Origin of the sequence: Streptosporangium sp. NPDC020145 (assembly GCF_040631275.1) — a bacterium.
GTDB lineage: Bacteria > Actinomycetota > Actinomycetes > Streptosporangiales > Streptosporangiaceae > Streptosporangium.
Window position 1 is genome coordinate 31,363 of record NZ_JBEXZT010000032.1, and the last position, 21,182, is coordinate 52,544.

General features: G+C 70.8%; 12 protein-coding genes. 5 read left to right on the top strand and 7 right to left on the bottom strand.

Annotated features, from left to right (window positions below; all coding sequences use genetic code 11):
* Positions 1-94: 94 nt before the first annotated feature.
* Positions 95-9,586 carry an amino acid adenylation domain-containing protein gene (locus ABZ463_RS36000; protein WP_362783481.1) on the bottom strand — a complete coding sequence of 3,164 codons (9,492 nt, stop codon included), beginning with the start codon at positions 9,584-9,586 and terminating at the stop codon, positions 95-97.
* 29 nt (positions 9,587-9,615) lie between these two features.
* On the bottom strand, positions 9,616-10,644 hold the full coding sequence (gntD, locus tag ABZ463_RS36005) for a guanitoxin biosynthesis L-enduracididine beta-hydroxylase GntD (RefSeq protein ID WP_362783484.1): 1,029 nt from the start codon (positions 10,642-10,644) through the stop codon (positions 9,616-9,618).
* Positions 10,645-10,978: 334 nt separating this feature from the next.
* On the opposite strand from gntD, the gene ABZ463_RS36010 reads away from it, so the two are divergent.
* The gene (locus ABZ463_RS36010) at positions 10,979-12,001 is read left to right on the top strand and encodes a hypothetical protein (RefSeq protein ID WP_362783486.1); all 1,023 of its coding nucleotides are present in this window, start codon (positions 10,979-10,981) and stop codon (positions 11,999-12,001) included.
* On the opposite strand, the gene ABZ463_RS36015 is transcribed toward ABZ463_RS36010, so the two are convergent.
* Genes ABZ463_RS36015 through ABZ463_RS36025 form a run of 3 tightly spaced genes read right to left on the bottom strand, consistent with a single transcriptional unit; the run spans position 11,967 to position 14,060 of the window.
* Positions 11,967-12,911: a TauD/TfdA family dioxygenase gene (locus ABZ463_RS36015; RefSeq protein WP_362783489.1), complete on the bottom strand. Its 945-nt coding sequence runs from the start codon at positions 12,909-12,911 to the stop codon at positions 11,967-11,969. The genes ABZ463_RS36010 and ABZ463_RS36015 overlap by 35 nt on opposite strands.
* Positions 12,912-12,914: 3 nt before the next feature.
* Complete coding sequence (locus tag ABZ463_RS36020) at positions 12,915-13,139, bottom strand: MbtH family protein (RefSeq protein ID WP_352016300.1); 225 nt, start codon at positions 13,137-13,139, stop codon at positions 12,915-12,917.
* Between the two features lie 21 nt (positions 13,140-13,160).
* Entirely contained in the window at positions 13,161-14,060 is a 900-nt protein-coding gene (locus ABZ463_RS36025) for a winged helix-turn-helix domain-containing protein (protein WP_352016299.1), read from the bottom strand.
* Positions 14,061-14,529: 469 nt separating this feature from the next.
* On the opposite strand from ABZ463_RS36025, the gene ABZ463_RS36030 reads away from it, so the two are divergent.
* Positions 14,530-14,691: a tryptophan 7-halogenase gene (locus tag ABZ463_RS36030; RefSeq protein ID WP_362783492.1), complete on the top strand. Its 162-nt coding sequence runs from the start codon at positions 14,530-14,532 to the stop codon at positions 14,689-14,691.
* A 288-nt stretch (positions 14,692-14,979) separates the two neighbouring features.
* Here ABZ463_RS36030 and ABZ463_RS36035 read toward each other — a convergent pair whose 3' ends face one another.
* A complete protein-coding gene (locus ABZ463_RS36035; protein WP_362783495.1) occupies positions 14,980-16,476 on the bottom strand; it encodes a glycosyltransferase family 39 protein in 1,497 nt (498 codons plus the stop codon).
* A 194-nt stretch (positions 16,477-16,670) separates the two neighbouring features.
* On the opposite strand from ABZ463_RS36035, the gene mppP reads away from it, so the two are divergent.
* The 3 genes from mppP to mppR are packed head-to-tail and all read left to right on the top strand — an operon-like array spanning position 16,671 to position 19,956.
* The gene (gene mppP, locus ABZ463_RS36040; RefSeq protein WP_362783497.1) at positions 16,671-17,822 is read left to right on the top strand and encodes an enduracididine biosynthesis enzyme MppP; all 1,152 of its coding nucleotides are present in this window, start codon (positions 16,671-16,673) and stop codon (positions 17,820-17,822) included.
* A complete protein-coding gene (locus ABZ463_RS36045) occupies positions 17,819-19,135 on the top strand; it encodes an aminotransferase class I/II-fold pyridoxal phosphate-dependent enzyme (RefSeq protein WP_362783500.1) in 1,317 nt (438 codons plus the stop codon). Before mppP ends, ABZ463_RS36045 begins: the two co-directional genes overlap by 4 nt.
* Entirely contained in the window at positions 19,132-19,956 is an 825-nt protein-coding gene (gene mppR, locus ABZ463_RS36050; RefSeq protein ID WP_362783502.1) for an enduracididine biosynthesis enzyme MppR, read from the top strand. The genes ABZ463_RS36045 and mppR overlap by 4 nt, the downstream gene beginning before the upstream one ends.
* Before the next feature lie 181 nt (positions 19,957-20,137).
* On the opposite strand, the gene ABZ463_RS36055 is transcribed toward mppR, so the two are convergent.
* The gene (locus ABZ463_RS36055) at positions 20,138-20,890 is read right to left on the bottom strand and encodes an NYN domain-containing protein (protein WP_362783505.1); all 753 of its coding nucleotides are present in this window, start codon (positions 20,888-20,890) and stop codon (positions 20,138-20,140) included.
* Positions 20,891-21,182 lie beyond the last annotated feature (292 nt).

The window sequence follows — 21,182 nt, forward strand, 5'->3', positions numbered from 1 at the left end:
ATCGTCGGGCGATCGGAGCCGCCGCGCCCCTACGACGCCAAGAGGCGCCGCGGGAACGCCCACAGGCAGGTACGGCGGCGCGGGGGTGAGTCGTTCACGACTCGCGCGCCGCCGCTTCGAGCTGGTCCAGGATCCTGTCCTGGACCAGCTCGGACAGCTCGGCCACGGTCGGCGCCACGAACACGTCGGCCGGGGACAAACTCACCCCGAAGGCCGGGCGCATCCGCGACGTCACCCGCAGACTTGAGATGGAGTCACCGCCGAGCATGAAGAAGTCGTCGTGCGCGCCGATCTCGTCCAGGCCGAGCACCTGCTCCCAGATGCGGCACAGCGCCTCCTCCGTGGGGTTGCGCGGCGCGACGTGCTCGCCCGCGCGCTCGGGCTCGCGCGGCGACTCGGGCAGCGCGCCGCGGTCGACCTTGCCGTTGCGGTTGAGCGGCAGCCGCTCCAGGAACACGAACGCCGACGGCACCATGTACGCCGGCAGCCGCGCGCCCAGCTCCTTCGCCAGCTCCTCACCCCGCGGCTTCTGCCCGGCCGCGGGCACCACGTACGCGACCAGCGTCTTGCGTCCGCCCGAGCCCTCCCTGGCCACGACCACGGCCTCGGCCACACCAGGACGGTCGAGCAGCGCGGACTCGATCTCGCCCGGCTCGATGCGGAACCCCCGGATCTTCACCTGGTCGTCCACCCGGCCGAGGAAGTGCAGGTCGCCGTCCGCCGTCCACCTGACCCGGTCGCCCGTGCGGTACATGCGCTCACCGGGCGGCCCGTACGGGTCGGCCACGAAGCGCTCGGCCGTCAGCCCGGCCCTGCCGAAGTACCCTCTGGCCAGGCCGCTGCCCGCGAGGTAGAGCTCGCCCGGCGCGCCGACGGGCACGGGCGACAGGTTGTGGTCGAGCACGTAGGCACGGGTGTTGTCCACCGGCCGTCCGACGGGAGCCAGCCCCGCCCGCGCCAGCTCGGGCGTCAGCTCTCCGGTGAGGGCGAACGTCGTCGTCTCCGTCGGCCCGTACCCGTTGTGCACCCGCGTGCCCGGGCAGTGGGCCGTGACCCGCGACACCGCCGAGGGCGCGACCGCGTCGCCGCCCGCCAGCACCTCACGCATCCCGGCGAAGCACTCCGGCGACTCCTCGGCGAACAGCTTGAACAGCGCGGCCGTGACGAACGTCGCCGTCACGCCGTGCTCGGCCACCAGCGACCGCAGCCCTTGCGCGTCCAGCTCGCCCGTGGCCACCACGACCTGGCCGCCGGTCAGCAGCGGCGCCCACATCTCGTACGTGGCCGCGTCGAAGGCGTGCGGAGAATGGAACAGCACACGCTCGTGCCCGGACCGCCACCGACTGTCCCAGGCCAGGCTGACGACGCCCCTGTGGGTGATCGCGACGCCCTTGGGCTCGCCGGTCGAGCCTGAGGTGTACATCACGTACGCGAGCTGGTCGGGCGGCGTGCTCGCCGGGATCGGGCCGTCGGCGGCGGGCTCGTCGCCGATCCGGACGACGGGCACGCCGAGCTCGCCCGCCCTGTCCGCCATCGCGGAATCGGTGAGCACGGCCGCCGAGCGGGTGTCGTTCAGGATCCAGCGCAGGCGGTCCGGTGGGAAGCCGGGGTGCAGCGGCACGTACGCGGCGCCCGCCTTGAGCACCGCCAGCGTCGAGACGATCGCGTCAGCCGTACGCGCCTGCAGTATCGCCACCCGCGACCCCGGCCGCACCCCCACCCCGGACAGGACACGGGCCAGCTCGTCCGATCGGCGGTCGAGCCCGGCGTAGGTGATGGGGTCGCCGTCCCCCCGCAGCGCCACCGCGTCCGGCATGGCACGCGCCCGCTCGGAGAACAGCTCGTGCACCGCGCGCCCGGGGTAGTCGCGGGCCGTGTCGTTCCACTCGGCCAGCGTCCGCCGTCGTTCGCCGGGATCGAGCGCGGTCAGCGTCCCCACATGAGCCCCCGCCCGGGCCCCCGCCTGGGCCGCCATCTGGGTCAGCAGGGCCTTCAGACCTTCGCCCAGCCGCCGCACGGTCGCCTCGTCGAACAGCGCCTGGTCGTAGAGCAGCACGAACTCCAGTTCGCCGCCCGGGTAGACGACGAGGCTGAGCGGGTAGCCGTTCGCCTCGGCGGCGTCCACGCCGCTCAGCCGTGCCTCCCGCGCCTCGATCGGGTAGTTCTCGAACACGATCGTGCTGTCGAACAGCGAGGTGCCCGGCGGCAGCCCGGTCCACGACCTGATCCGCGCCGGCGAGACCGCCTCGTGCCCGCGCGCCCGCGCCTGAGCCTGCTGCAACTCGCTCAGCCAGGACAGCAACGGCCGCGCACCGTCCACGAGCACGCGCACCGGCAGGGTCTGGATGAAGATGCCGATCATGGACTCGGCTCCGGCCAGCTCTTCCGGCCGGCCCGACGTCGTGGCGCCGAAGCACACCTCCCGCTCGCCGCTGTGCTGCGACAGCAGGATGGACCACGCGCCCTGCACGAGCGTGTTGAGCGTCAGCCCGCCCTCACCCGCAAGCGCGGCCAGCCGCCGGGTGACCTCGGACGGCAGGCCGGTACGCAGGCGCTCGGCCGCCTTCGGCCGATACCGCGGCGCGGGGACCCGGTCGTAGGGGAGCGGCGTCGGCGCGGTGAACCCGGCCAGGGCCGCGCGCCAATGCTCCTCGTCCGCCGCCGGATCCCTGGACAGCAGCCACTCGACGTAGTCGCCGAACGGGCGTCGCGGCTTGGGCCGCCAGGTGACGCCTTCGCGCAGCGCGGTATGGGCCGACAGCACGTCGGGCAGCAGCCGGTGCACGCTCCAGCCGTCCAGCAGCACGTGGTGCAGGGTCCACACGACGTGGATGCGGGTGTCCGACACGCGGATGAGCGCCAGCCTGCACAGCGGCGGCTCGGCGAAGTCGAGCGGCTCGGCCCTGTCGGCGGCCAGCAGCGCGGCCAGCCGGGCCCGCCGCTCCTCCGCAGGCAGAGCCCGCCAGTCATGGTGCGTGACCGGCAGCCCGGCCTGGTGGCGCACGATCTGTACGGGCGTGTCGAGACCTTCCCACGCCAGGCCCGTACGCAGGATCGGCGTGTGGTCCACCACCGCCTGCCAGGCCATGGCCAGTGCCTCGGGGTCGTCCACGTCGTCGACGTCCATCTCGAACTGCGCCAGGTAGAGGTCGTCGCCGGAGGCCAGGCAGTCGTACAGCATGCCGTTCTGGGTGGGCGTGAGCGGGTAGACGGCGGCGATGGTGCGGCCCGTACCCGCCAGCCGGTCGACGGCCGCCTGGTCCAGGCGCGCCAGCGGGTAGTCCGACGGGGTACGGCCGCCCGCGTCGGGTTCGGCGCAGTGGCGTACGAGGCGGGTGACGTTCGCGGCGAAATCGGCCGCCAGTCGCTCGACGGTGGCATCGTCGTGCAGGTTTGACGAGTACTCCCACGTCAGTTCGAGTCGTCCGTCGCGGATCGCGCCGATCACGTCGATCGCGTGTGGCCGGCTGTCGCCCGGGTCCTGGAACAGGCCGATCGGCTCGACCTCACGGTAGAGCCCGCCGCCCGTCGGCGGGTCGAAGCGGCCCAGGTAGTTGAAGCAGATCCCGGGACGGCAGTCCGGCACGGTGCCGCGCAGGTAACGCAGCACGCCGTAGCCGAGCCCGCGCTTCGGCACGGCCCGTACCTGCTCCTTCACGGCCTTGATCAGCTCACTCCAGCCGGCGTCCCGGATCGTCAGCGCCAGCGGGAAGTACGTGGTGAACCAGCCGGTCGTACGCGACAGGTCGACGTCGGGGATGATCTCCTCGCGGCCGTGGCCCTCCATGCCGAGCACGAGATCCCCGTGTCCTGTCCAGTCGGTGACCGTGCGGGCCAGCGCGGCGAGCAGCACCTCGATGATCTCCGTGTGGTAGACGTCGGGGACGTCGCGCAGCAGCGCCCGGGTGACGTCCTCGTCGAGCGCGGCCGTCACCTGCCGTCCCGAGGCCACGGTGTCGGCGCCCGCACGGTCCAGGGGGATCGCCGTCGTGCGCGCGGCGACGTCCGCCCAGTGGGGCCTCTCGTCGTCGAACGCGCCGGTCTCCGCGTGGGCGGCCAGCGCCCTGCTCCACCGCGCGAACGACGTGCCGCGCGGGCCGAGATCGATCGGCTCGCCCCGGACGGCCTGGCCGTAGGCGGTGTTCAGGTCATCGAGCAGCACGCGCCAGGACACTCCGTCCACGACGAGGTGGTGCGCGCTCAACAGCAACCGGGGCCGCCCGGCCCCGGTGAACAGCACGGCCACCATCGCGGGGCCGTTCTCGACGTCGACGCTCCGGTGCGCGGCCTCGATCTCGCAGGCGAGGGCGTCACCGCCGACCGTTACCCGCCGAAGGCGTCCGGTGTCCTCCACGGTCCGCTGCGTTCCTGCCCGAAGCCTGGTACGCAGTGCCGCGTGGTGCTCGACCAGGGCGCGCACCGCGGATTCGAGCGCGTCGGCGTCCACGTTCTCGTCCAGTTCGGCGGTCACGTACTGCTGGAACACGCCGGGCACGGTGAACCGGTCGTACAGGAAGTGCTGGATCGGGGTGAGCGGCGCGGTCATGTCGCCCGGCTCCTCCTCCACACGCTCGGCGGCCCGCTGTACGTGTGGGGCGAGCGCCTCGACCGTCTGCCACCGGAACAGGTCACGCGAGGTGAACCGCAGTCCGGCGGCGCGTGCCTTCGACACCGTCTGGATGGCGAGGATGGAGTCGCCGCCCAGCGCGAAGAACGAGTCCCGCGCGCCCACTCGCTCGACGCCCAGCACCTCGCGCCAGATCCTGGCCAGTTCCCGTTGCGCCGGGCCCTCCGGCGGCACGTACGTGCCTGCCCGCTCCGGCGCGCCGGGGTCGGGCAACGCGGCCCGGTCCACCTTGCCGCGCACGGTCAGCGGGAACGCGGGCAACACCATGATCGTGGCGGGCACCATGCTGCCGGGCAGGAGAGTGGCGGCGAAGCGCCGCAGCCCTTCCGGGTCGGGCTCGCCCCGGCCCGACGGGATGACGTAGGCCGTCAGCCGGTCGCGCCCGCGGTTCGGCAGCACGACCGCGCCGGCCACCGACGGGGACCGTTGCAGCACGGCCTCGATCTCGCCCGGTTCCATGCGGATGCCACGGATCTTCACCTGGTCGTCGGTGCGGCCCAGGTATTCGAGCTCGCCGCCGGGCAGCCGCCGGACCAGGTCGCCGGTACGGTACATGCGCCCGCCCTCGGGCCCGAACGGGTCGGCCACGAACCGTTCCGCGGTCAGGCCGGCCCGGTTCAGGTACCCCCTGGCCAGGCCGGGACCGGCCACGTACAGCTCGCCCGGCACGCCTACGGGCACGGGGTTGGCGTAGGCGTCGAGCACGTACCCGGCGCTGCCCGTCACCGGCACGCCGATCGGGGGAAGCCCGTCGCCATCGGGGCCGACCTCGCCTGCCGTGGCCACCACCGTCGTCTCCGTCGGGCCGTAGTTGTTGACCAGGCGGAACGGCAGGCCGGGCCGTGGGCGGCGGCGCAGAACGTCCCCGCCGGTCAGCACCGTACGCAGGCTCGTACGCTCGATCTGCGGCACGTCGATCACGGTCTCCAGCCGAGGCGTCGGCAGGAAGCAGATCGTCGTGCCCGCGGCGGCGAACCACTCCACCAGTGCGTCGGGATCGTCGAGCGTGTCCCGGTCCGGGAAGGCCACCCGCGCGCCCGCGCACAGGTACGGCCAGACCTCCCACACCGCCGCGTCGAACCCCGGCGAGGCCACCTGTGAGGCCCGGTCCTGCGGTCCCACCCCGAAGGCCGCCACATGCCACGTGCACAGGTCCGACAGCCCTCGGTGGTCGATCATGACTCCCTTGGGACGTCCCGACGAGCCGGACGTGTAGATCACGTACGCCAGGTCGTCAGGTGTCACGCTCGGGATGACGCCGCCGGTGGACTCCCCGCCGTCGCCGGGGTGGACCACCCGGACGCCCGCACGGGCCACGTCGGACAGCGCGAACGGCGCCCTCGTGTCGGCCATCACGTAGGCCAGCCGGTCGCGTGGCGTGCCAGGGTCGAGCGGTACGTACGCCGCTCCCGCCTTGAGCACGGCCAGCGCCGACGTCACCATCGCCGCGCCCGGTTCCATGCACACCACCACGGGCACGCCGCGTGTGACGCCCAGCGAGCCCAGGTGGCCCGCGAGCCTGCCGGCGCGCTCGTTCAGCTCGGCGTAGGTGAGCCTGCCGCCCCGCCACTCCACCGCCACCGCGTCCGGCGTGCGCCGTGCCCACTCCTCGAACCGAACGTGCACGGGACGCCGGTCGCCCGGCGCACCGGTCACCGGCCCGCCGGTCGCGCCACCGCTCAGCGGCAGACGGGTCATCGGCAGCCCGGGAGCGCCCGTCACGGACTCCAGCAGCGAGACCAGATGCCGGGCCAGGCGCTCGGCCGTCGCGAGCTCGAACAGGTCCGTGCTGTACTCGATCATCGCGTCCAGCCCGCCGTCGCCCTCGCCCTCCCGCTCGGCGAACTCCAGCGTGAGATCGAAGATCGACGATACGTGCGGCAGCTCGTGCCGTTCGGTACGCACGCCGCCGAAGTTCGGCACCTTGGGCGGGGCGTTCTGCAGCGCCACCATCGCCTGGACCAGCGGCGTCCTGCTCGGGTCCCGGTCCTCGCCCAACTCGCTCACCAGCCGCTCGAACGGCACGTCCCGGTTGTCGAACGCGTTCAGCACGTTCTCGCGTACCTCGCCGAGCAGCGCGGCGAACGTGGCGTGCTCGTCCACGGTCGAGCGCAGCACCAGCGTGTTGATGAAGCAACCGATCAGCGGATCGAACTCGGGCAGGTCGCGGCCCGACACCGGGGTGCCGACCGCCACGTCCTTCTGCCCCGCGTAGCGGGAGAGCAGGAGCTGACAGGCCGCCACCAGCGCCATGAACAACGTCGCGTCGTTGCGTGCCGCCACCCGTTCCAGCGCGGCCACCAGCTCGGCGGGCACGGTGAAGCGGTACGCCGACCCCTCCCACGAGCGGACGGCCGGTCTGGGGCGGTCCGCCGGCAGGTCGAGCGGGGTGATCCCGTCGAGCCGTTCGCGCCAGTAGGCGAGCCGGCTCTCCAACCGCTCGTCGGTCCAGCGGTCGCGCTGCCAGGCGGCGTAGTCCGCGTACCGGATCGGCAACGGCGGCAGCTCGGCGCGCCGTCCGTGCCTGGCGGCGTCGTACAGCAGGCCGAGTTCGTCGGCCAGAATCCGCATCGACAGGGCGTCGATCACGCTGTGGTGCAGGCTCAGCATCAGCAGGTGGTCGTCGGCCGCCCTGCGCAGCAGCGTCATGCGCAGCACCGGCCCGGCGGCCAGGTCGAACGGCCGGGTCGTCTCCCGCAGGAGCAGCCGCTTGAGTTCTTCCTCCCCGAGCCCGGACACGTCGGTGACCGAGAGCGGCACCTCGACGTCGTCCGCGGGCCGTACGACCTGGACCGGTTCGCCCCGCACGGACCGGATGACCGTGCGCAGGGGCTCGTGCCTGGCGATGAGCTCGCCCAGCGCCGTACGCAGCGCCCCGACGTCGAACGGGCCGCGCAGCCGGTAACCGAACCGGACGTTGTACTCGACGCTCTCGGGATCGTGCTCGTGGAAGAACCAGAACCGCCGCTGCGCGAAGGAGAGCGGCGCCGGGTCTCCGGACGGAAGCGGCACGATGACGTCGGGCCCGCCAGGGGAGGGCCGGTTCGGGGAGGGCGCTTCGTCCGGCTTGGCCTCGTCAGGTCGCGCCGTGGGACGCTCCGTGTCCAGAGGTCCGTCTGAGCGGGACGGTTCGGTGGCGCTCGTGGAGAGGGAGGCGGCCAGGGCCTCGACGGTTCGTTTGCGGAAGACGGAGAGGGCGGGCTGGTCCGTGCCCAGCGCCTCGCGGATACGCCGGACGAGGCGGAAGGCCAGCAGCGAGTTGCCGCCGAGCGTGAAGAAGTCGTCGTTCACACCCACCCGGTCCAGCCCCAGCATCTCGGCCCACAGCTCGGCGATCACCCGCTCCTCGTGGGTGCGCGGCGCCGTGTAGCCGGTGTCCGCGCCGTCCTCCCGGCTGGGCGCGGGCAGCGCGGCCCGGTCCACCTTGCCGCTGGCGGCCAGCGGGAGCCGCTCCAGGGAGACGAACACGGAAGGGATCACGTACTCGGGAAGCGTGCGCGCGAGGAACCCGCGCAGGTGCTCGGGCGACGGGCCCGGCTCGTGGACCGGGACCACGTACGCCAGCAGGCGCTCGTCCGCCGCCGTCACCGCGGCGGCGGCCACTCCCGGATGGCCGCACAGCGCGGCCTCGACCTCGCCCGGCTCGATCCGATGCCCGCGGATCTTGATCTGGTCGTCGGCACGGCCGAGGTATTCGAGGTCGCCGGTCGGCAGGAGGCGGGCCAGGTCGCCGGTACGGTACATGCGCTCGCCCGGCGGCCCGTAGGGGTCGGCGACGAAGCGCTCGGCCGTGGCGTCGGGGCGGCCGTGGTAGCCGCGGGCCACGCCGGAGCCGGCGACGTACAGCTCGCCCTGTTCGCCCTCGCCCACGGGGCTCAGGTCGGGGCCGAGGAGGTGGACGCGGACGCCGCGCATCGGGCGGCCGATCGGCACCGGGCCGCCGGGGGAGCGGTCGCCGGGGGCGAGGCGGAAGGCCACGCAGCCGACCGTGGTCTCCGTGGGGCCGTACTCGTTGATCACCGCTGTTGCGGGACGCGCGGCCCGCAGGCGTTCGAGTGCCTCGCCGTACAGGGCCTCGCCGCCGATCACCAGGTCTTCCGTGGGCGACCGGTCGGCGGGCATCTCGTCGAGCAGGGGCAGATGGCTTGGCGTGATCTTCAGGAACGTCGGCCGGGCCGACGCGGTGTCCAGCGGGGCGACATGGACGCGTCCGCCCGCCGCAAGCGGCCCCCACAGCGTCGTCACCGACAGGTCGAACGACACCGACGAGTGCAGCGTGGCGGTTCCCGCCAGGCTCGGGTAGTCGCGCAGGCAGCAGGCCAGGTACGCCGCGAGCTGCCGCCGCTCGACCAGCACGCCCTTCGGCCGGCCCGTGGACCCGGAGGTGTAGATCGCGTACGCCAGGTTCTCCCGCCGGGCGGGCCGTACGAGCGCGCGGTGTTCGTCCGGCTCCCGCCCCGGGGCGTCGTCGGCGCACAACACCTGGGCGGCGGTGACGGGCAGCCGTTCACGCAGGTGGCGCTGGGTGACGATGACGGGGGCACCGGAGTCGCCGACGACGAGGGAGAGACGGCCTGACGGGAGGTCAGGGTCGAGCGGCAGGTACGCGGCCCCCGCCTTCAACACCCCGAGCAGGGAGACGACGAGGTCGGGGCCGCGTTCCGCGTACACGGCGACCAGCGTGTCGGCGCCCGCGCCGAGCGCGCGCAGGCGGCGGGCGAGTCGATCGGCCAGCGCGTCGAGCTCACCGTAACTGAGTGATCCGTGGCCGGGCGGCCCGTCGCCGTACCGCCCGTTGCCGTCCGGTCCCCTACCGGGGAGCGGCGCGACGGATACGGCCGTCCGCCCGGGGTCGCGCCGCACCCATCCGGCGAACAGATCGAGCAGGTCGGCCGGGTTCGCCGGGTCGGGGCGGACGGCGGGGGAGTTCTCGCGGGCGGGCGCCGTCGGGTTGTCCATGTCCGGGACTCCTAGCTCGATCCGGGTGGTCAGTAGATGACGCGGGAACGCGCGTCCAGCCGGAACTCACGAGACTTACGCAGGTCCCTGGCGACGTTCAGGCGGCGCAGCCATCGGTCGGTTCCGTCGAACCTGGCGCGGAACGGCTTGCGCCCGTGCACGGCCTTGAAATTGTCGATGATGCAGATGTCGCCAGGCTGGAGAACGACTCCTGTCATGGCTGCCTCGACGGCGGAGACGAGCGCGGCGAGTGCTTTCTCATCAGCCTCGTCCTGTGTTCCTGCCATATACGAGGGATCGGCGCGAAGATAGGGGTCGTCGGGCGCGCCGAAAAGCACGGGGCCGGGCTCGGGATCGTTCAGCGCGCTCTCGACGCGTCGGTAACCGCGTTCCCGCAGGGCAGCGGTCCTGGGGTCGTCGTCGTGTGCTGTGACGCGATTGGCCGGGCGGTGTGAATCGTCGGGAAGAATGCGAAACCGAGGCTCACGGAGCAAGGTTTCCGTGGCTTCGTCGAAGCGCAGGTCACCGACGTCGGCATATGTCGTTTCCACACGATCGTGATTGCGCAGGCACATGAGCCCGAGATAGTCGGTGCGAAGTGGATGGAAAGCGTCCTCGGTGTGCCAGACGAGCGTTTCCTCGCTGCTCCACCCGATCTGCTCGTACTCGAATCCCTTGATCGGGAAAACGTCGTGCATAATGCGCCCGCCCTGTTGCGTGGCCCACGCGATCGGGTCCCCGAGCAGGCTCGCCACCAGGAAGAACGCTATGTCCAGTACCAGCGTGGATGACGGTTCCGGCTGGTTGCGCCAGTCGGGTGGGGTCGGGCCGATTGCGTCGTCGTCGATGGGGAGACCGGACAGCACGAGGATTCCCGAAGGTTCGGAGAGCCGGAAATCGTACAGTGCCGCCCGCAGTCGGCGCGGTAACTCATCGACATGGGTACGGCTCACGTCCTGGAATTCCGCTGATTCCACGCTCGGGTGCCGCAGGGCCAGTTCGCTCGCCAGATCGAGGATCGCAGCCGCCTCGTCCGGGCGTAGCTCGAATGTTGACACAAGTCACTCCCTTCGCTGACAACGGTCGTGGTTGCTCAGCACATCTCGTGGTCAAGAATCAAGGATGTGGTCGCGCTGTTCAATGTGTTTGAGCCAGGGGTGAAACAGCGCAGTCACCGTGACGTGTGATAGCGTGACTCAAAGGAATTGCATGCGCGAGCCCATTGCGCGAGCGCGTGCCGGTCGGCTGCGGGACCTTTGCGCGATACGGCTGATTTCCGGTCCGGCGGCTCAGGTGAAAAATTCGTCGTCGGCGCCGCCCGCGGCGTCCGCGTCATGGAAAAAGCCCAGGAAAAGGTACTGATGATCTCACCGCCATGAAGGAGGTCCATCGGTGCGCCGATCAGGATTGGCCCGTGTCACCAGTGCGGCGACCCATCTTCAGGTCTTCGCCATCGCGGGCATCAGCGCGGTGCTGCTCATCCGCACCTATCTGGCGAGCACCGGCTACCCGCGGCTCGGCGGCGGCGACCTGCATGTCGCGCACGTGCTGTGGGGCGGCCTGCTGATGGCGACCGGGCTGGTCGTCACCCTCACCTTCCTCGGCCAGGGGGCGCGCATGGGGGCGGCGCTGCTCGGCGGGGCGGGGTTCGGCACGTTCGCCGATGAGGTGGGCAAGTTCGTGACCACGAGCAACGACTACTTCTACCGGCCCGCCGCGGGGATCATCTATGTGACGTTCGCGGCGCTGGTGATGCTGGCCCAGTGGCTCAAGGCCCGCACCGCCTACACCGGCACCGAGCGCACGGCGAACGCCATGAACACCGCCCTCGCCGGCACGATCTCCGGGCTGACGGCGGAGCAGCGGCGCAACGCGATCCGCCTGGTGCAGGACTCCGGCGATCCGCTGGACGCCGCCACCGTCCGCCTGCTCGGCATGGTGCCGCCCAAGGAGGCGGTGGGCCGCGTGCGGTTGTGGGTGAGCGGCGCGGTGGCCTGGTTGGAACGGCTGATCCGCCACCCCGCGATGGTCGTGGTCGCGGTGGCCTACCTCGTCGTACGCGCACCGCTCCCACTCGTGGGCCTGGTACTGGAGAACTCCTACGACCGCCCCACCCTCATGGGCGAGCCCGAGCGGGGAGCGGTGATCGGGCTGGCCACCTCCGCCGCGGTCACAGTGGTGCTGTGCCTGGTCGGGGCCGCCATGCTGGGATTCTCGCGGCACGACCGCCTGACCGCCTTCCAGATCCTCAACCTGGCGATCCTGGCCGACATCCTGTTCGGCCAGGTGTTCGCATTCATCGTGAACCAGTTCTCCGCGGTGCCGGGCCTGCTCGCCGACCTGCTGGTCCTGCTGGTGATCTCCGCCAGGATCAGGCAGCTCAGGTACCAGGAGCCGGAGAACCGGCCAGGCTAGACGATGGCTCGGCCATGGCCACCGCGATCCTCCGCCTCCCCGTGTAGGGCTCGCGCCCGTGCGAGGTCAGCATGTTGTCGATGACCAGCAGGTCGTCCGGTTCGTAGTCGAAACGGCGGGACGCGGCCCGGTAGCACTTGCGCAGATGATCCATGATCTCGTCGGGGATGGGGCCGCCGTCACCGTAGTAGGTGTTGCTCGGCAACCTCTCCTCGCCGCACACCTCAAGCAGCCCCTCGCGTACGCTCTCCGGCAACGTCGTGACGTGGAAGAACGTCGCGTGGTTGAACCAGACAGGCTCGCCCGTCACCGGATGCCGGTGCACGGCGTCGCGTACGGCGCTGGTGCGCAACGCGCCGCCGTCGAGCCACTCCGCCCGCACACCGTTGCGCCTGCAGTACGCGGTCACCTCGTCGCGGTCGCAGGTGTTGAACGCCTCCCGCCACGGCATGCCGAAGTCGTCGTCATAGTTGCGCACCACCATCCAGCCGCGCCGCTCGAACTCCTCGCGCACCGAGGGGTCGAGCGACGCGTACACCTCACGGGTGGAGGCCAGCGGTGTCGCGCCCAGCGAGGTGGGTGGCTGGAGGCAGTGGAAGAACAACACCATGGGCCACACGGCCTGGTAGGAGTTCTCGTTGTGGAGGAAGATCTCCTCGTCGGGCGGATAGTCGGTCGAGGTGTAGACGTTGCCCTTGATCACGCTGCGGGGTGACGATCTCTCCGTGTAGGCCAGAGGCGTGCCCGACATCGCGCGTACGGCCTCGTCGAAGCCCTCGACGCCACCGACGTCGAACCCGCGGAACAGCAGCGCTCCGTTCACCAGCAGGTTGTCGCGGATCTCCCGCACGTTCCGCGTGATCCACGCGGAGACCGGCTCGCCCGCGCCCTGGACGATCAGCGGTAGCATGATCTATTTCTGCGCCGGGTCGTTCATCGCGGCGACGAGGCTGTTCGGCCGCATGTCGATCCAGTTGGAATTGACGTAGTCGAGCGCGCTTTGCCGGTCGGTGTCGCTCAGCACGACGTTCCAGCCGCTGGGCACGTCGGCGAAGGACGGCCAGAGCGAGTGCTGGCCCTCGTCGTTGACGAGCACGTGGTAGGTGCCGTCCGGGTTCTCGAAGGGATTGTTGCTCACTGTTCCTCCTCGCGGGGGGTTTCAGCTGCGTTGGAAGCTCGCGGGGTTTTGCAGTTGCGCCGGGAGGCGAGGCCAGTCGCCGCGCAGCAGCGCCACACCCAGGGACGTGAGGGTGTGCAGGGCCGTGTTGCGGTTGCGCGCGGTGGTGATGAGTCCCGCCTTGCGCAGCACCGCGGCGTGTTTGCTCGCGCCGGCCAGCGAGATGCCGAGCCGTTCGGAGAGCACGCCGGTGGTGCAACTGTTGGTGAGTGCCTGCATGGCCGCCGCCCTGGTGTGCCCGACCAGCGCGCCGAGCGCTTCGTCGGCGGTCATGGGCTCGGCGACGAGTTCGGTCAGCACACCGGGAGTCCACGGGACCGACACGACCAGGGCCGGCAGGCCGGTCTCCTGTTCCCTGTCCAGGAACAGGCAGTGCTTGACCTGAAGGAAGAACGACGGGCTCAGCAGCAGGCCACGCCCGTCGAGATGCACGTCCCTGTCGGTGTCGTGCGGCACCTCCAGCACCGGGGGGTTCCACATGAGCTTGGGGTGCAGGGTGTCGAGCAGGCACTCCACACCGTTGGTGATGGTGATGCGCCCGAACGTCTCGCGTTCCAGTTCCAGGTAACCGCGTACCCGGCCCCAGTAGGGCAGGACCGCGGCCTGGCAGAACGCGAGCACCGCCGAGATCGCCTGGCTGTCGGACCGGGTGTGTGTCACCACGTCGAGTAGTTCCTCGACCGGGCGGCGTTCTCGGGCCAGCCGTTCCACGTGAGCGGCCTCGCCGTTCATGCGTTCGCGCACTCCCTTGCGCCATTCGCCGGGCACGGCACCGCCGCGCCCGAACAGGTCGAGAGCGAAGACGCTCTCGGTCACCGGGCCGAGCGTCGCCGCCATGCGCAGCCGCGCCAAGTCCTCGACCGTGAAATGAATCCGCAGCACGGCGGCTCCCATTTCTCAGCAGATTTTGGCCATGATGGTGGGGCGCTGCCGTACGCGATGCTGCAGGACGCGCGCGAGCTGCGGAAATAGCACGCACAACGACCGCGGGACGCGCGTTTGTTTGGACAGCTCCCGGCCGTTGCCGAGGTCGCCGGGTAGCGAAGCCCCCTGTCATGCCCAAGCTAACTCAGCGTCCGTTGAAGAGTCAATTGCGGTTGGGTTCAGAATCGAATCACCATCCAACTGAGCCGATACAGCCGCCATGAGCCGCGCGACATGGCCGGCGTACGGCAGCTCACCGTCTGTGCCCGCAGGCGTGAAGACCCGTCTGACCGCCCTATTTAGCTACCGCGTCAATGAGCTGGAATCCCCGCGGCGCATCATGCACCCTTGAAAAGGGCGCCTCGCCAATCGCTGTTTCCTGTTTTCTCGGCGCTCACTTATCTTACGCACGGACAAGGGCAGCAGAATGGTCAGAAAAGTCGTCATCGCCGGGGGCGGCACGTCGGGCCGGATGACCGCGTCATATCTCGCGGTGGCCTCCGGCGACCGCGACGGCGTCACCCTCGTCGAAACGAGGCATGTCCCGGCCGTCGGCCACGTCGTCCACCCGCCGTCGAGTCCTTCTTGATGATCACGGCCCTGACCGGCCCGTCCTGCGCGCTCGGCCGGCGGTCCGCCGGGATATCCCGTACGAACCCGGAGCTCGTCCCGCATGACGGAGGCCCGCGATGACCGATCTCCCCTTGGCGCAAGCGTTCTCGACGGCGCCGCTCGCGGCCGGCACCCACCGGTCCCGCGCGCTGATGCCCGGCTTCCCCGGTGGCGTGGCCATCCTCGCGGCGCCGCACGGCCCGCGTGCCTGCTCGTCCCGCTCGTCCTGTTCGTCCCGGCGAAGGGCCGAGCCGTCATGACCCGGTCAGAACGTCCCCGTCCACCGCAGCCCGTCCCACATCGAGGACCACGGCCTGCGGGGCCCGACGCACAGCAGCAGTTCCCTGCCCTCCTCGAAGTGCGGGACGTCGAACGTCAGCCGCCCGCGCGCCTCGCACCGCTCGAACAGCGCCGAGAACGCCGCCCGGTCCACGCCCACCGCGATGACGACGTCCTTGGCGTCCGCCGGACGGCCGAAGCCGGCGTAGGCGTTGTGGCCGCTGTAGACCGGCGGCAGCCCGTACGCCGGACCGTACCGGTCGAGTGCCCCGGCCTCGCCGTAGTTCTGCGCGTACACGACGGCACGCCGCCGCTCGGATTCGGGCAGCGCCCGGTGGACGGCGGCGACCTGCGCGGCCAGGCTCGGCCAGCCGGTCTGGCCGAACTGCTCCTCACCGAGCGCGGCGAGCACGGGGTTGGCCGCGTACGTGGAGACGGGAAGGACCGGCAGCACCATCAGCGCGGCGAGCACCCCGTTGACCACCGCGGCGACGCCCAGCCACAGGCGGCGGGCGGGCGTCGCCGCGCGCACGCACCCGGCGGTCAGCAGCACCGACAGCAGACCCTCGGTGTAGCGGGGTTCGGCCCCGAGCAGTATCAGCACCGGCACCATGACCAGGTAGGCCACCGCGACCAGCCGGTACGACCGCCACTCCGCCCGCCGCAGCAGCGCCACCAGCCCGGCGACCCAGACCGGCGCCAGGAACGGCCCGATCATCAGCACCTGCCCCACCAGGAAGTCGACCACGCCGCTGTCGCCGGAGGTGAGCACGCCGGCCATGGTGAGCTGCGGCCAGCCGTTCACCGCCTGCCACACCAGCCCTGGAGCCCCGATGAGCAGCGCGAGCGCGGCACCGCCCGCCGCCCAGCGGCTCAGCAGGATCCGCCTCGGCCCGGCGATCAGCAGCCCGGCCGCCAGCCCGACGGCGAGCAGTACCACCAGGTACTTGGCCAGCAGCCCGACCCCGGCCACGGCACCCGCCGCGAGCCAGAGCCGCTGGTCGCCGGTACGGACGATCCTGATCACCAGCCAGCAGGCCGTGACCCACACCAGGTGGTCGACGGCGGTGGGATGCAGGACGTGCCCGGCCGCGAGTGTGGCCAGCGACGCGGCCGCCGCGCAGGCGGCCAGCACCTGCCCCCGGCGTCCCGCCCCGAGTTCCCCGGCGGTCAGCCCCGCGACGAACACCGCCACACCGCCCAGTACGGCGGGCACGACGCGGATCGCGGTCAGCGAGTCACCGAACAGCGCGATCTGCGCCCAGGAGAGCAGCGGGACGAGCAGCGGCTGGTCGGCGTAACCCCAGGCGAGATGCTCTCCCGCCACCCGGAAATAGAGTTCGTCGACGTAATAGCCGGGCCCTCCGGCGTACGCCAGCAAAAGCACGGCGACGGCGCCGGAAACGATCCCGGTCCAGACCTTCGCCGATCTCGGCGAAGCGGCCTCGTTTTTCGCCGCCACAGCGGCTGTCGCGGTGTCCATCGCCATCGTCCTTCCGTGCCGTCCGAAGGAGTATCCGCTGGCGGCAGACTCTCACCGCCCAAGAGAAACGGCAACGTAATTGACTCCTGAACGAAAAACGCAGACCGTCGGGCGCGGCATCGGAGCAAACAAAGTCGTCCGCATATTCCGCGTCTCGTGAAAGTTGTCGGCACACCCACTGTGAGGTGAAAGTCATGCAGGAAATCCAGGCGACGGCGTCCCTCCCCGACACCGCCACCAGAAATCTCACCGAATTCGAATTCATGGCGTTGAACAGTCGGCTGAACATGGCCGACGGCCATGCGAGGCAGGCGCTCACCCCCGGCCAGGCCCGTATCATCGACGACCTGCCGAACCTCTTCGCCAAGACCGCGGCCAGTCCTCCGGAGGAGGTGGAGCTGGACGCCTGCCGCGCATACCTGGGCCTGCTCGGCCAGCACAGTCACCCGGGCGGCGACGGCCGCGTGCTGGCCTGTTATTCCTCCTCCGTGGCCATGGAGATCTTCGCCAGGGCAATGGTCAGGGAGGGCGGCCCCGTCGCGCTGATCCACCCGACCTTCGACAACATCCCCGACATCCTTCGCGGCGTGGGACTGCGGCTCGTCCCGCTGGAGGAGGACCGCCTGCACGAGGGCGACCTGGATCACGACCTGCTGAACTCCGTACGTTGCGTCTTCGTCACCACCCCCAACAACCCGACAGGACGCGTGCTGACAGAGGAACGGCTACGCGCGCTCGCCGCGCAGTGCGCCCGGCATAACGTGGTGCTGGCGCTCGACACGTCCTTCCGCGGCTTCGACCCGCGCGGCCACTACGACCACTACCGGGTGCTGGAGGACAGCGGGTGCCGCTGGGTCGTCATCGAGGACACCGGCAAACTGTGGCCCACGCTCGAACTGAAGATCGGCTGGCTGGTGTTCTCCGCCGAGCTGGGCCTGCCCATCCCGAAGATCTACTCCGACATCCTGCTCGGCGCGTCGCCGCTGGTCCTGGCCCTGGTGCAGCGCTTCGCCGAGGACGCCGCCGACGGCGGCCTCGCCGACCTGCACCGCTTCATCGCGGGCAACCGCGCCCACGTACGGCAGGAGCTCTCCCACCTGCCCGGCGTCGGCTTCCCCGACCTCGACAGCCGGGCCAGCGTCGAACGCGTGCACGTCGGCGACCGCTCCGCTCTGGACGTGTGGTCCGCGCTGAGCGACCAGAACGTGTACGTCCTGCCCTGCCAGAAGTTCCACTGGGCCAACCCCGCCGAGGGCGACAGCATGCTGAGGATCGCCCTCGCCCGCTCCGCAGGCCCGCTCAGCGAGGCCACACGCGCGCTGCGCCACGTACTCGCCGCCACATGACGCCGTACGTACAGGTCGCCGGCCCGCTCTCCCACACACGGCAGTGGTGGGAAGGGGTCGTCCAGTCGGTCGCCCCGCCCCATGTGATCGACCTCGGCCCCGGTTATCTCGACCCCGGCCTGCTTCCGGCCGACCTGCTCGCCGCGTCGTACGCCGGCTCCCTGGCGGCCTACGGCTCCGCGGCGCTGGCCTACGGCGACGACCGCGGAGCTCTCCCGCTGCGCACCCGGCTCGCCGCCCGCGTACGTGAGCGGGACGGCGTGCCGTGCGATCCCGCGAACGTCCTGGTCACGGCCGGAACCTCGCACGCGCTCCACCTGATCGCCACCACCCTGGCCGCCCCCGGCGACGTCGTCCTGGTGGACGAGTCCTGCTACGACCTGGGGCGGCTCATCCTCGCCGACTGCGGGCTGCGCGCATACGAGGTCGCCGGGGACGAGTACGGGATGAGCCCGTACGCCCTGGCCGCCGCCCTCGCGGAGACCCGCGGGCGCGTCGCCTTCGTCTACCTCAACCCCACCTTCCACAACCCGACCGGCCTGGTCGTCCCCCTGGAACGCCGCCACGCGCTCCTGGATGTGGCCCGGAACCACCAAACCCTGATCGTCGAGGACGACGCCTACGCCGACCTCCTCCTGAACCAGGCCCTGGACATGGAGCCGGGGCCCGATTCCGATGTCCAGGACACGCCGCCCTCGATGGCGAGCCTCGCCCGGCACCGGGGGGTGATCCGGCTGCTCACCTTCTCCAAGAGCCTCGCCCCCGGCCTCCGCCTCGGCTGGCTGGTCGCCGCTCCCGAGCTCGTGGACCGGCTCGCCGGGCACGGCGTGTTCAGGAGCGGCGGTTGCCCGAACCACACCGCCTCGCTCGCCGTCGCGACCCTCATGGAAGAAGGGCACTACGACCGCCATCTCACCTGGCTGCGTGACCGGCTCCGCGAGCGCCGCGACACCCTGGTGGACGCGCTCACCGCCCATCTGAACGACGCCTTCCTGCTGGACCGCCCGGCAGGAGGCTTCTTCGTGTGGCTGCGCTCGCACCACCCCGAACACGCCTTGATGACCGCCGCGGAACAGGCGGACGTGTACGTGGCCGCAGGCTCCCGCTTCGGCCCCGGGCGACGCCCAGCACGGCGCCCGGACGGCCACAACGGCGACCGGAGCCCCGGCGATCTCGGCCACGACGGCGGCAACCCCGTGTCCGCCGTACGACTCGCCTACAGCTTCAACGACCCCGGCCGGCTGGCCCGCGCCGTCGAGCGCCTGGCCGGTGTCTGGAACGCCATCCCCGGCAAGAGAGGACCAGGACGATGACCACCTCGCCCCCCGCCCCGCCCGCCCCGCGGACAGGAGAGCCGCACGGATACACGCTCCCGCTGTCGCCCTCCGGCCGTTCCTCCATGATCACAAAGCCCCCATGGCACTTCTCCGGAGACGTGATCATGGTCGACTACCGTGTGGACCCGGACGCGGCGGCGGGCTTCCTCCCGCCGGAATTGACGCTGGGCCCGGATCCAGGCGCGGCGGCCGCGGTGTTCGCCGAGTGGCAGTGGTGCTCGGACGACGGCGCGGAACTGGCCGACCCTGGCCGATGCGGCTTCACCGAGTTCCTGATTCTCATAGCCTGCGCCTACCGGGGCCGCAGGCTGGCACGCTGCCCGTACGCGTGGGTCGACAAGGCGGTGCCGCTCGTACGCGGGTGGATCCAGGGCATGCCGAAGCAGTTCGGCGAGGTCCACCAGATCCGGCCGGTACGAGTGGGGCGCGCAGGACCAAGGCGCGCGCCCGGCGGGCGGTTCGACGCCACGCTGTCCTCCGGCGGCAGGCGGGTCGCCGAGGCGAGCGTGACGGTGGAGTCGACGGCCGCGGAGCCGCCGCTCCTGCACACCGTCCCACTGGTGCACACCAGGTTCTTCCCCGCGTGGCTCCCGTCGGAGGAGCCGCTGTCACAGCTCGTCGTGTCGGAGGTGAGCGGTGTGGAGTTCTCCGAGCTGTGGACGGGCCGGGCCACACTGAGCTTCCCCGACGTCGCCTCCTCCGACCTCGCCGCCCTGGCGCCGGTCGAGGTGGGCAACGGCTACGTGTTCTCGTACGCCGAGACGCTTCACCATGGCAAGCCATTGGAAACCGCGTAGACCGCGACGCACGAAAGGCAGGACGCCCATCGACTGCAGACGATCAACCCGCTGAGTTGATCTCTTGTGGGAAGGCGCCGCCGCTGAGGGCGTAAGCGGTGAGGCCTGACGCCGAGTAGGGGCGTTTCCGAGTGGGTGTGATGGTGTGACCGCGACCATTCAGCGGCGTCCGTTGCGCCGTCTACAGGGCATCGGTCCGGGCCTTGTCGCGAGCGTAGACAACCGCGGTCTTCCCACCGCCGGGCATGCGACGCTCCACCTGGAACGCGTCCGTGGCGGCGAACAGGTCGCTGAACTTGGGATAGCCGTAGTTGCGGGGGTCGAAGTCAGGGCGTTGCTTGGTGACGATGTGGCCGACACTCGCAAGGTTCGCCCAGCCCTCGTCGTCGGAGGCGGCCTCCGCGGCACGGCGCAGCAGGTTGATCAGGTCGGCATCATCGGACAGGCCCCTCGGCGGGGCCGACGAGACGGGCCTGGCCCGGGCACCGGGGCGCAGGTTCTCGATGTAGATGAACTTGTCGCAGGCCGCGACGAACGGCTTGGACGTCTTGCGTTCCCCGAACCCGTACACGGTCAGCCCGGACTCGCGGATACGGGCGGCCAGACGGGTGAAGTCACTGTCGGAGGAAACGATGCAGAACCCGTCGAAGCGGCCCGTGTACAGCAGGTCCATCGCATCGATGACCATCGCGGCGTCGGTGGCGTTCTTGCCGGTGGTGTAGGCGAACTGCTGCATGGGCTGGATCGACTGGGCGAGCAGCCGATCCTTCCAGCCCTTGAGACGCGGATCCGTCCAATCGCCGTAGGCACGCTTGACGTGGGCGGTCCCGTACCTGGCGACCTCAGCCAGCAGCTCCTCGATCACCGTGGGCGTGGCGTTGTCCGCATCGATCAGGACCGCCAGCTTCGCGGTGACCCCTCCGGGGTTTTCCATGGTCACAAGTACTTCTCCAGATCAGCGAACAGATGACGGAAACAAAGCGACGCAGCGTCCTGGGCAGGCAACGCGCCTGCTTCCCCGCTCAGGCGCAGCGCGAACAATGCGATGGAGCGTCGAGCGGCTCACCGGTACTCCTTGGCGAGCTCTGCCTCGGACACCTCACCGTCAATGGAGCGATGGCGGGCGGAGCACCGCGCCGACAACGGGAGTTTAGGCTGCTTGCCCCGCCCTCGGCCACGCCTCGACTGGCCGGAGCTTGACCGCCCAGGTGACAGGTATGCCAGGT